Source organism: Peribacillus butanolivorans (assembly GCF_001273755.1).
Lineage (GTDB): Bacteria > Bacillota > Bacilli > Bacillales > DSM-1321 > Peribacillus > Peribacillus butanolivorans.
The window spans coordinates 1438328-1451481 of record NZ_LGYA01000001.1 but is presented as its reverse complement, the minus strand read 5'-3'; the positions used below and the strand labels follow the sequence as shown (position 1 = coordinate 1451481).

Annotated in this window: 8 protein-coding genes; 3 read left to right on the top strand and 5 right to left on the bottom strand. The window is 37.2% G+C overall.

Going from position 1 to position 13154, the window contains the following annotated elements; genetic code table 11:
- Positions 1–85 precede the first annotated feature (85 nt).
- The gene (locus tag AKG34_RS06915; RefSeq protein WP_053345410.1) at positions 86–451 is read right to left on the bottom strand and encodes a PqqD family protein; all 366 of its coding nucleotides are present in this window, start codon (positions 449–451) and stop codon (positions 86–88) included.
- Positions 441–2333: an OPT family oligopeptide transporter gene (locus AKG34_RS06910; protein ID WP_053345409.1), complete on the bottom strand. Its 1893-nt coding sequence runs from the start codon at positions 2331–2333 to the stop codon at positions 441–443. The genes AKG34_RS06915 and AKG34_RS06910 overlap by 11 nt, the downstream gene beginning before the upstream one ends.
- An 841-nt stretch (positions 2334–3174) precedes the next feature.
- On the opposite strand from AKG34_RS06910, the gene AKG34_RS06905 reads away from it, so the two are divergent.
- Complete coding sequence (locus AKG34_RS06905) at positions 3175–3819, top strand: cupin domain-containing protein (protein WP_053345408.1); 645 nt, start codon at positions 3175–3177, stop codon at positions 3817–3819.
- Positions 3820–4381: 562 nt separating this feature from the next.
- Here the strand turns inward: AKG34_RS06905 and AKG34_RS06900 are convergent.
- A complete protein-coding gene (locus tag AKG34_RS06900; RefSeq protein ID WP_053345407.1) occupies positions 4382–5911 on the bottom strand; it encodes a multicopper oxidase family protein in 1530 nt (509 codons plus the stop codon).
- Between the two features lie 836 nt (positions 5912–6747).
- Between AKG34_RS06900 and AKG34_RS06895 the strand changes: the two genes are divergently transcribed.
- Positions 6748–7449: a hypothetical protein gene (locus AKG34_RS06895; protein ID WP_053345406.1), complete on the top strand. Its 702-nt coding sequence runs from the start codon at positions 6748–6750 to the stop codon at positions 7447–7449.
- A gap of 312 nt (positions 7450–7761) precedes the next feature.
- Positions 7762–8277, top strand: coding sequence for a site-specific integrase (locus AKG34_RS06890; protein ID WP_161804905.1), 516 nt, complete (start codon positions 7762–7764; stop codon positions 8275–8277).
- A 77-nt stretch (positions 8278–8354) separates the two neighbouring features.
- Here the strand turns inward: AKG34_RS06890 and mutL are convergent, their stop codons facing one another.
- Both mutL and mutS read right to left on the bottom strand, forming a co-directional pair.
- Positions 8355–10301, bottom strand: coding sequence for a DNA mismatch repair endonuclease MutL (gene mutL / locus AKG34_RS06885; protein WP_053345404.1), 1947 nt, complete (start codon positions 10299–10301; stop codon positions 8355–8357).
- A gap of 23 nt (positions 10302–10324) precedes the next feature.
- On the bottom strand, positions 10325–12952 hold the full coding sequence (gene mutS, locus AKG34_RS06880) for a DNA mismatch repair protein MutS (protein ID WP_053345403.1): 2628 nt from the start codon (positions 12950–12952) through the stop codon (positions 10325–10327).
- Positions 12953–13154 lie beyond the last annotated feature (202 nt).

Sequence of the window (13154 nt, the reverse complement as noted above, 5' to 3'; positions counted from 1 at the left end):
ATTATTCTATATGTTTTCTCTATACTAGACTTTCCAAAACAGCAAAAAACAAGCTGAAGCATCAAAATATGCTTCAGCTTGTTTTTCATTTCTCTTCATCTGCATCCCATATGATCCAATCATGAACCTCAAGAATTTCCAAAAATTTCATTAACCGTGGTAGGGCTGGTTCTGCTTCCTCACCAAAATGTTCGCTCATAGCTTCAGAAATCTGATTAACATTTCTTTGGAATTCCATTTGTTGAATAGCAAATGCTCCAAATTTATCTAGCTTGATTCGGCGAACTGAAGGCTGTTTGAAAAAACGAATCGTTATTCTTTCCACAAAATTGGTCCGTTGAATGATCAAAAAGGTTGCTTCCGAAGAATCATGTTCCAAAGTGACGCGCCTTTCCAAATGAGGAACCATTGTTAACAGATTCCTCTTTTGTGATTTGCGTTTACGAAGCATCTTCTTTTTTCCCTTTGCTAGATATGAACCAGAGCAATCCAGCTAGAGCAAGGAATAGTAAGAATGGAATCAGATTGCTTGCTAATTTCGCAGCAGCTGGAACTTGAACTCCTGCTGCAATCAATATTGCAATAAACACACCAATTAATGATTCTCCTGCTATTAATCCAGATGCAAATAATGTACCTCTATCTACTCGTGCTTTTAGTGCTTCTTTTGTTTTCGCGAAGTATTCAACGAAGAAACGTACAAATCCACCAATCATAATTGGGGCACTAGTATGAACTGGCAAGTAAATACCTACTGCAACAACTAGTGAATTTAGACCGAAAAACTCTAAAGTGATGGCAATGGCCGCACCGATAAAGATAAGGGTCCAAGGTAAGTCTCCTCCAAGAACACCTTCAGCAAGTATTTTCATAAGTGCCGCTTTAGGTGCAGGAAGTTCTGCAGATCCCATTGTATAGGCATTATCCATTAGAACTAGGATAAACCCAATCACTGAAGCAGAAGCGACAACACCAATCATCATAGCAACTTGTTGTTTCCATGGCGTTCCACCTACGATATAACCTGTTTTTAAATCTTGAGAAACGTCACCTGAAACAGCAAGTGCTGTACAAATGATTGCAGCCACGGTTAAAGCGGCCACCATTCCAGTTGTACCTGTAAAACCAGTAGCTTTATAAACAATCGCTACAATTAATAGTGTGGCTATAGTCATTCCAGAAACAGGGGAAGAAGAACTTCCGACGATTCCAACAACCCTTGAAGCCACTGTTACGAATAAAAATCCAAAAATGGCAATTGCAATCGCACCGATGATTCCTACATCTGTTATAGGTGTGAAAGCAATGATTAAAATAACAATGATTGTTCCCAACCAAACGTATTTAGCTGGTATGTCTTTTTCAGTACGTATAGAACCAGATTTAAGTTGTCCTTTATTAGCTTTTACGCCTTTAAGAGTATCAAAAACTGAACTGAAAAGAATAGGTAATGTTTTAATTAAAGTGATTAATCCACCAGTAGCAACTGCACCGGCTCCAATATAACGGATATAGTTATCCCATATTCCCCATGCGTCCAATTCACCGATTGGTACATCAGAAGGGAAAATAGCTGTTGTATTGGTGCTTCCAAAGAAACTAATTGCTGGTATAAGAACGACCCAGGCTAATAACCCTCCACCTAGCATTTGTCCAGCAACACGTGGTCCAATGATATAACCTACTCCCAAAAGTGAAGGAAAGGCATCAAGACCAACTACTGCATTTTTAAAATTCGAAATTCCTGTTTCAACTTCTGTTTTGAAAAGCTTAAATCCATCACCAAGCGCTTTAACAACTCCACCGATTACTAATCCGGCTCCGATTAACTTGGCACTTGTACCACCTTTTTCACCTGACTTCAGTACTTCAGCACATGCCGTACCTTCAGGATAAGGTAATGTTTCATGTTCTCTCACAATTAAAAGTTGACGAAGTGGAACCATCATAAAGACTCCTAGGAATCCCCCCGTTAATACAACGAAAATGATAAATGCTTGACTCACTTCGATATCCCACATGAATAATGCTGGAATAGTAAATACAGCACCGGCACCAATGGCCTCACCTGCTGTGGTCATCGTTTGAACAATATTGTTCTCTAAAATTGAATCCCTACGAAAAATCCCTCTTAAAATAGCCATGGAGATTACCGCCGCGGGTATTGAAGCAGAGACAGTTAATCCAATAAGTAGGCCTAAGTATGCATTTGCTGCCCCAAATACGACGGCAAGAATAATCCCTAGAATTATAGCTGTTACAGTTAATTCTGGTAGAGATTTAGATGCAGATACGTACGGGACGAATTTACTTTCTTTTGAATTGTTCGACAATTTAGCCACTTCCTATGTTAAACTTTTAAAATCATAGGAAACATTATATCACTGTAATTTCATTACACGCAATGGGAAAATTCTGCTTATTTAAAATTAGACTATAGTGAAAATTCAGATAAGCTGATTTCATTTCAATATTATAGAAGAATAATGCTCAATTAATACCTTCTATCTTCTAGCGTTAAATACAAAACTAATATGGGTACCCATATCGTCAAACTCTGGCTAATCACTACAAAATTCTAATCGAAGGCAATGTAAGACTGAATTGCTGTTTCTTTTTCCGATTGATTTTCAGACTTGAGACGCAATAAATTTCAACAGCAGCTTAGGTTTATAGATCTATTTCTCAGGGACGAACAAAAATAAAGTATATGTCAACAGGCCATGATACGGATTAATGTTTTGGATTTTCTGTGAGCTGTTTACCACAGAACAAAAATGGACTATATATCCAATTTCAACCGGAATTTATCCTAACTGGTCTAGTACCTTCCTAGTTCTAGCACAATAAAATTAAACATTACTATTTAATATAACCAATTAAACAAAGTTCAGACGTTTGAAATTATACGCCTGAACTTTTTATATTATTTAAATTAATAGTATTAAATTGAAGTAAAAATTGAGTTATCCATGCCATCTTTATGCTTTTATTTTGTAAACACCTTAGGTGAATTAATTATTATATTACTCTTACATCGGATTCCCATTTGCATTTGTTACAAACTGTACAACAATTTATTTTTAACTAGGCTTTTGCACATTAAAATGAATATATACATATCCTGCATTAAACTACGATTTTTAAAAGGAATGATATACTAGGGTTTCATATATGGACTACACTTCACCATCAACACAATTCACTTTTGATATAAATAAAAGTCTCCTCGTAAAAAAAGATAATCAAAACTATATAAATATATTAGGTGTCAAACAATTGAACACACTTGAAAATACCTCTTTACTAGATATTTTCCTGAGCGTCAACAATGTGGTGGAACCTCATTATCACCAAAATGCTGCAGAACTAGTTTACTGTATTTCTGGAGCTGCAACTGTTTCATTACTGAATCCTTTTACAAAACAAATACAGAATTATCCTATTACACCTGGTCAAGTAGCCAACGTTCCACAAGGTTGGTGGCATTATGAAGTGGCGACTCTTGATGACACACATCTACTTGCTATTTTTAATGCACCAACGCCCGAAGTAATTCTTGGTTCGGATATCTTGAAATTGACACCTCCGGATATTATGGCGCATACCTATTGCATGGATGAAAACCAATGGAAAAAAGCAATTGCACCAGTCAAACCAGCAACATTTATTGGTCCACCTGCTAACTGCAACAGAGCTAGTGAAGGGGTTACACATCAATATCCGCAGCAGTATATAAATCACTATGAAAACCAAATGTATACAACTCCTGCATATAACTATCAAATTCCACCTAATACTCAGTATTATTTTTACTAAAAGTTTACTCATCATCTGATAATTTTTAAAAAAATTTAAAAGACAGGTTTTAAAAAATAAATAGGTGTTATTAAGTGATTTTTTCATTCAAAAAACAATGGAGAACCCTATATAAAAAGGGTTCTCCATTGCTATTAATTACATGACTCTTTTAAAAAGTCGATTTCATATATTTTCGCTACACTCCACTAAATTATAGAGAGGAATCAATTTTTTAATTCTCATATATTATAGAAGAAACTAGTCGGAATATGAAATTTGAAAAGGTTAAATCCTAGTATTGAATAATCGTATCCAAGTATGTGCTGGATTTAATAATACTTATTTACACATTGGGTGACCACCATAATATGAATGACCACAAAAATGACTACAAATTTTCTATTCGGAAATGAAAAGTCATGAGTACATAGGATTGATAAATTAAGTAAATGAGTAAAAGTAACTTTATCACTAGATTTTATATTACGCTTCCAATCTCCTTGAATACATTCAAAAAAATCGCATGCTCTGTATTAAAATATACCCTAGCGTGCATTGAGGATTGACAGGATACAGTCTATTATCGGATAACAATATATGGTCTCATCATCTCATAATCCTCGTGCTCCAATATATGACAGTGCCAAACATACAATCCTGTATAGGGACCAAACTTCATGATAATTCGAGTTACTTGTTTAGGATTAGCTCTTACTGTATCCTTCCCTCCTCGTTCTTGTGGTTCGGGTGGCAACGCGGGGCCCGTATAATGGATAATTCTCTCCTTATTATACTTTTCTACATCGAAATCTCTCCGGTCTACTATTTGAAAATCAATTAAGTGAAGATGAATAGGGTGTGTATCTGTAGTTAAGTTAATTAAATACCATATTTCGGTTGATCCCAATTTTGGATTTTCTGTAATAGGGGCATCCCACGGTTTATTATCTAATAACATGAATTCCCGTCCGTACTGATCCATATTATCATTTAAAGTTAAGTATCTCTCCTTTGAAGCTGACTGTTCAATTATCTTTGGAAAAGGCTCCATATACGACGGAATAACACTGGTATCAATACTTGTAAGAGGAAGAGAGACTCTAAATTCCATCACTATACCTACTGCATTTGCAGGATCCCCATCTGGAAAAGGTGCGGGGGCGTCATTTTTCACGATAATATTCTTTTCCTCAAGATTGGTAAAATCAATGATGACATCTGCTCTTTCTGCAGGTGCCAATATGATTTCTTTGACTCCTATTGGATATTCCATTAATCCTCCATCCGTTCCGATTTGATAAATAAGTTGTCCCGAATCAAGCTTGAACCTATAGAAACGGGTGTTAGATGCATTAAGCAGCCTAAATCGATATTTACGTGGTTCCACTTTTAAATAGGGCCATACTTTGCCATTCACTAGGATTGTATTCCCAAAAAATTCAGGAACTATCGATGTTTCTAATTCCACAACTGGTTTTTCTGGCTTTCTTGGGTAATAAAGAGAACCATCATAATTAAAGGTTTTGTCTTGAATCATAAGAGGGATTTCGTATTGACCAGCTGGTAAATTTAACAAACTTTCCCGTTGCTCTCTTACAAAGTAAAATCCTGACAATCCAGAATATACATTGAGTCTTGTGATACCAAGTGAATGATCATGATACCAGAGGTTGCAAGCCCGCATGTTATTATCATATTGATATATTTGCTTTCTAAAATATGGACCCACTTGTTTGAATCCTTTTGTAAACCAAGCCTCCGGGTAGCCATCACTTTCCGGTTCAACACTAGCGCCATGAACATGTACTACCGTTCGTACTTCCGGTACATCCAAATGGGCACCATGTACCGTATAGTCTACCGGCAATAGATGTTTTTCTGGAAGATTGTTGATCCATTTGATAAACACTTTTTCTCCGCTCTCTACTTCAATTGTAGGTCCTGGATAGCTGCCTTCATAGCCCCATACAGTTGTATCATTTAACTCACTATGGAGTGATTGTTTAAATTCTGTCATATTCACTTCATAATAAGTATGAAATTGATCTTTCCATCGAGCTTTTAAAATAGGTGGGATAGGAAGTTCATCTACAAATTTAGAGAGAAGCATATTTCCGCTCCTTTCTGATCATAATTAACTTCTTTCTAAGGTTATAAAAATTACAAGCTTTGTATGACAAATTCAAATTGATTCAATGAGATATTTCTCACAACATATTCAATATACTTAATACAGTAGGGGCCTTAGTAAGTTATTTAGTTCTTCATCAAAGAACTAAAATAATTGATAAAAAATTTAAATAAAATAAGTAACTTATCTACAATGAATCGTTGTTCAACTAAGAGGTGCTTTAGCAGAATAAGTCCTACAAATGTCCCTGATTTAGGGCCCTTTACTTTGGACTAATATCATTTAATGTTCAGAGATGAAAATAAATAAGCCCCTCTCAATTAAGAGAAGGGCTTTACCACTTATTGTGGTCTTCATTATTGCATCCTATGGAACTAACGCACCTGTAAGTTATATAAAACATAGATGTATCAGAAGCTCAATCTTTTTGTACAAAGCTTAATGTTTTCCCTTTTTGTTTCCATTCATAAGATTCAAGGTTAAAATATGCATCATTTTGCATACTAACCCTTGTAATCTTTATATCTTCGTCAAATATTGACCTTACGTTTTTAACCTAGGATCGATTTTTATTTAATCCAAAATAGATTCCTGCTGGTTTAATCGGAAAATCTTATAATCCTCCTTTTCCATCGTCACCCTGATTTGATAGTACAAATACTAATCAGTCTGTAGGTTTAAAACAAAAAAATCAAATTTAGGCATAAATTATTAGTTTTTGTTCTTTAAAGTCCTTATCAAAAAAAGGGATAGAAGTCAGATTGTTATGTCCAATCAATACTTAATCCTTTCCCATATATTAATTAAAAAAGGAGATGAGAAAAGTGGGTAGTGATAAAAATAAAGATAAAGATAAAGATAAACATAAAGATAAAGATAATAAAGGTACAGATTCCTCAAGCAATTCTAAAAATGAACCTTTAAAGGAAGAAGTATATTCATCATCGGCACACCAAGAGTGTATTGACCGTGCTTATCGTATTCCCATATTTTTAAGTACGACAACTCATTTAAATGATAACCAACGACAGTTTCTAAACCGTCTAATTTTTGAGATTGAGAATGCTTTGCTTTTTCCACGTACACTACCTTTAAGCGAAAGTTATCCCGAAGCCATTTTAACCGATATTCGTCGGTTAGTTTCATCAAGCTATGGAATGTTGGCAGTAAACCTCCGTCGTTTTCAAATTAAGACAGTTGGCGTCAATGAGGGACCCCTTCCACCATCCACTCCGTTCTGGGAAGGATCAGTTTATTCACAAGTAGAACCTTCAATGGCTTTTCAATTTGGTCTACCCTTATTATTAGTAAGGGAAGAAGATACTGACGCAAATAATGGAATTTGGGCAGGAGGAATTGCCCCACTCAACCTATTTATAGTTTGGCATTCTGAAACTCAAACTGTAGATCAATTCTTTAACACTCCTGAATGGAGATCAGCCTTTGCAAATTGGAGTGCACAAGTAAGAAATGCCTTTTATATTCAGACAGAGCCTAAGTTCAAGTACAGTTGTTAGTACACAGAATTAAAAAATTATTTGATTGGAGTACGCTTTTTCAAAGCAAGATATCGTAATAAAAGAGTGATATAGAACAAGTTGAGATGATGTCTTTGTTTAGCGAACGGTGAACTGGCACTTTAGTACCAAATTGAACATTTTTATAAGTCGAAAAATATACATATTTTTTTATATTTTCGGCTAATTTTACATACAAAAAAATATTGCCATATACAGCATTTTTTAATTTCCAAATACACTTACCCAAATTGGAAACTTGTTTTGGTCTTCCATCCTTAGCTGCATAGGAACACCACCACATGTATTCCATTGATAAAATGGAAGGATATAGATTTTAACAAAAAGAGAATTTTTGTGCAGCACTCCCTATACTATATTTCAGGTCAAGGTCTAGTTTTACAATCACCTAAAACACATAGCGGAAAAAGAAATATTTCTATTACTAATGAGATGATTGGAGAATTACAATCTTACAAAGTAAAGAAACAAGAACAACTTTTAAAAGTGGGGTTGAAGTTAATAGAGGATCACTTTGTCGTTTCTGCTTTTGGTGGGGAACCAGTCAATCCCAATACGATACACAAGCAGTTTCTTTATGATAGTAAGCTTGCAGGAATGAATAGGATTCGATTTCATGATTTACGACATACACATGCAACTATAATGTTGGAGATTGGAGAAAATTCTAAAGTGGTATCAGAAAGATTAGGACATTCAAATGTTTCTATAGCCTTAGATAAATATAGTCATGTTACTCAGAATATACAGGACTCTTCAGCAGATAACTTTTCAAAAGCATTAGGGAAAAAGAGCCTTGAGCAATAAATGTGGTCATTTAGTGGTCATTTCACCAAAATAACGCTAGAGATCCTTGTAAATAAAGGGTTCTCCAGCGTTTATAATTACATGACCCGCTTGAACATCTTCTCCATCTCATAAATCGAATATGAGATGATGATAGGTCTTCCGTGTGGGCAAGTGAATGGGTCTGTTGTTTGTCTTAGTTCATCTAATAGTGCTTGAATTTCGTCATTCCGCAGATGACGGTTTGCCTTTATAGAGGCTTTACAACTCATCATGATCGCCGCTTCTTCGCGGAGTTTTTTGATGTCGACTTTTTTCATTGATAATAATTGTTCAATCATTTCTTCAAGGATTTCCTGTTCAATACCTTTTGGAAACCACTGAGGGTGTGACCGAACTATATAGGCATTATAGCCGAACTCCTCTAAATAGACGCCGACTTTTTCCAGTTCATGCTGGTATTCATTGATTCGGATACATTGGTCGGTCGAGAACTCAAGTGTGATGGGAACCAGCATATCCTGTAGCTCGTTTTCGACACGTCCGACTTTTTCTTTAAAATATTCGTATTTTATCCGTTCCTGGGCAGCGTGCTGGTCGATGATATACAGGCCATTTTCGTTTTGAGCGAAAATATACGTACCATGCATTTGCCCGATAGGGTACATGGGCGGGATGCGGCTTGCCGATTCATCGATTTCGATCTCTTCCTCTTGTTCGACTGTATATGTTGTATACCCTTTTGCGGATTCGAAATATGGTCTTCTTTCGTCTTCCGGAATGACCGGGATATACGTGTCTGCCATTTGCTGCTGTTCGTCACTACTGTAAACTAATTCCTCTATTGGTTCGATATTCACGATTTCTTCAACAGGATCTTGATAGTTCTTCTGTTCCTGATTTTCTCGAATCAAGGTATTCTTCAGGAGTGAGGCTTCTTTCTTTGCTTCTTCAAGGACCCGCTTCCCGCTTTCCACGACATGATCTAAATCTAGCGTAGTTTGCTCACTTTTTACCTGTTCCAGCTTTGGTGAGGGTGTATATCCACTTGGAATTAAAGACAGTTTTTTGAACGCAGATTTAATTGTTTCTGACACAAGACTGTACAATTCCTGTTCCTTACTAAGCCTTACCTCCATTTTAGATGGATGAACGTTGACATCGACCAAAATTGGATCCATTTCAATATTTAATAATGCAATCGGGAAACGGCCAATAGGAAGAAGCGTATGATACCCATCCAAGATTGCTTTCACAAGTGCATAGTTTTTTATAAACCGACCGTTTATCATCGTTGATATATAATTTCGTGAGGCACGAGTGACCTCGGGCATAACGATATATCCAGATAGAGTGAAGTCCAATGAACTTGCCTGAATTGGAATCATCTTTTTAGCGATATTCATACCGTAGATTGCTGCTAGTACTTGCCGCACATCCCCATTACCATTCGTATGCAGGATACGCTTATCATTGTGTGATAAACGTATCGAAACATCCGGGTGGGAAAGTGCCAGCCGGTTAGCGACATCCGTAATATTACCGAGTTCGGTATGAATTGTTTTCATATATTTCAACCGGGCAGGTGTATTATAAAACAAGTCGGAAACCATGATATCCGTACCTTTCCGACTGGAAGAAGCTTCGAGTTCCTTAACCATGCCCCCTTCAAGAAGTATACGTGTTCCTACTCCTTCACCGGTGCAGCTTTTCAGTTCGAAACGAGAAACTGAAGCGATACTCGGCATAGCTTCGCCTCTGAATCCAAGCGTCCTAATCCGGAATAGGTCATTCTCATCTTTTATTTTACTTGTAGCATGACGTTTAAAAGCTGCCTCAATATCATCAGCTAAGATCCCATCTCCATTGTCTACAATTCGGATAGAGCCAAGTCCAGCCTCCACTAATTCAATCTCTATGATGGTACTGTTAGCATCAATGGCATTTTCCACAAGTTCCTTCACGACTGAGGCAGGGCGTTCTACAACTTCGCCAGCTGCGATTTTATTCGATAAAGCCTCGTCAAGCTGTATGATTTTTCCCAATTTCATCGCCTCACTTCAATAGTTCATTTTAGTTTCTTTTGCAATTTATAAAGAATATTCATCGCATCGAGCGGTGTCATTTCCAGAATATCAAGCGATTTAATGTCATCGAGCACCTTTTTTTCCTTAGGAGAAGAACTTATTTTTTCTTTAGGAGCCTCTTCTCTGAAAAAGGATAGCTGTGCCTCATTGACCTCCGCTTTAGGAGCAGTTTCAGTAATTGGTTCTTTTGAAACAACGGCTGGCTGTGCAGGCAATTCCTTTGCTTGGCCATTTTCATTTTCTAGCTGTGCTAAAATAGCTGCTGCACGGTCAATTAACTGTTTCGGCAAATCAGCAAGCTTAGCCACATGAATTCCATAACTTTTATCTGCTGGTCCTTCTTTTATTTTATGAAGGAAGACAACATTTCCATTTTGCTCAATTGCACTAACATGGATATTTTTCAATTTAGGTAGCTCCGATGCGAGTACAGTCAATTCATGATAGTGTGTTGAAAAGAGTGTCTTTGCTCCAATTTCTTCATGAATATATTCTATGATGGCCTGAGCAAGTGCCATACCATCGTAAGTGGAGGTCCCACGTCCAATTTCATCAAATAAAATCAGACTGTTTTCAGTCGCATTAGTGATCGCATTTCTTGCTTCGAGCATCTCGACCATAAACGTACTCTGGCCGGAAATCAGATCATCGGCCGCTCCAATCCTAGTAAACACTTTATCAAAAATAGGTAATTCAGCTGTAGTTGCTGATACGAAACAGCCAATCTGTGCCAGAATAGATGTTAGCGCAATCTGACGCATATACGTACTTTTCCCGGACATATTCGGACCTGTAATTAAGAGTAGTTCTCGATCGCTATCCATAAAGCAGTCATTTGGGACATACTCCTGTGATTGAAGCACTTTTTCGACTACAGGATGTCGTCCTTCCTTCAAAACAATTCTTCGATTCTCTGAAAAGACCGGCTTCACATAATGACGCTCTTCGCTAATAGTCGCAAAGCACTGTAGAACGTCTAGCTCACTGACGCCTTTCGCTAGATCTTGTAAACGCGGGATATAGCTTTTTATCTCTTCGCGAAGATTGAGGAATAAGTCATATTCTAAACCGATGCTTTTTTCCTCGGCTTGTAAAATTAACGCTTCTTTTTCTTTTAATTCAGGTGTGATATAACGTTCAGCATTCGTTAAAGTCTGCTTCCGTTCATAGCGCCCCTCTTCAAGCAGATGCAGATTAGCCCGGGTGACTTCAATATAATAACCGAACACACGGTTATAACCGATTTTCAATGACCTAATCCCTGTGCGTTCCCGTTCCTCTCGTTCAAGCTGAGCAATCCAAGTTTTTCCGTTCCTACTGGCATCTCGGTATGTATCCAGCTCCGTGTGGAAACCATCTCGAATAATATTCCCTTCCTTAACGGACAACGGCGGGTTTTCAACAAGCGCAGTTTCGAGCAAATCTGTCACTTCTTCACATGGATCCAATTTATCGGCAAGAACAGAAATATCCTGATTAGAGGCCATTGACTTTACAATTTCACGGATGACAGGCACCTGTTGCAACGAACGTTTCAACTGGATCAAGTCTCGCGCGTTAACATTCCCAAAGGCGACTCGTCCAGCAAGCCGCTCCAAATCGTACACTTCCTTCAGACGCTCACGGAGGTCTTGACGTTCGAAGTATTGACTTTTCAGTGTTTCAACAAGACTTTGTCTCCGCTCAATTTGTTTTTTATTAATGAGTGGTCTGTCAATCCACTGCTTAAGCATACGTCCACCCATTGCTGTTTTCGTTTCATCAAGAAGCCATAATAATGATCCTTTTTTACCTTTGGAACGGATGGTTTCGGTCAATTCCAAATTTCGTTTGCTATAATAATCAATTTTCATATAGTGTGACGTCTCATATGCAAGAACCTGCTGCAAATGATCAAGACTTCGTTTTTGGGTACGATATAAATAATTCAATAAACGAGAGGTCGTTGTCATCTGCTTTTCGTCCTTTAATAGATGCAGTAAAGGAACGAACGACTCACTATGTTCCAAATTGTCCTCTAATGATAAAGCGGCAGCGCCCCGTTCCTGAAGTTTCTTTTTCCATTCTTCATTAAAATCAGCAGCAATAACAACTTCGCTCGCACCAAGGATGGCAAATTCATTCAGTACCTCATCAAAGTTCTCAATCAAAGTGACCTTATTTTCACCTGTCGATAAATCGTTGTATCCAAAACCAAACTGGTCATTAGAAAAATGAGTGATCGTCGCAATGTAATTGTTTTCTTTTTCACGAAGACCCTTGCTATCCATTTTCGTTCCCGGCGTAATCAGCTGAACAACTTCCCTGCGTACTACCCCTTTGGCTTGCTTAGGATCTTCTGTCTGTTCACAAATCGCTACTTTAAATCCTTTTTCTATCAATATATCAATATAATTAGCCGCCGAATGATACGGAATCCCGCACATTGGAATTCGGTCTTCACTTCCACCTTCTCGGCTCGTTAATGTTATTTCGAGCTCCTGTGACGCATTCAGCGCGTCATCAAAAAACATTTCATAAAAATCGCCTAAACGAAAAAATAAAAAGGCATCTTGATACTCTGCCTTAATTTTTAAATATTGTTGAATCATCGGAGTATATCCAGCCATTCCTTCAAAACCTTTCCTAACTAAAATCTATTACTCACATATGTCTTTTATTATAACATATGGGAAAGTAACATTGCCTATATTCGAAATTGCATGGTAAATCCTTGAACCTGTGAGTAAAGCTGATAAATTCACTATTCTCTACAGGTATTAACAAGTAAAACTTAACATTATATCCGTAAACTTATTGGGACTGGTATAT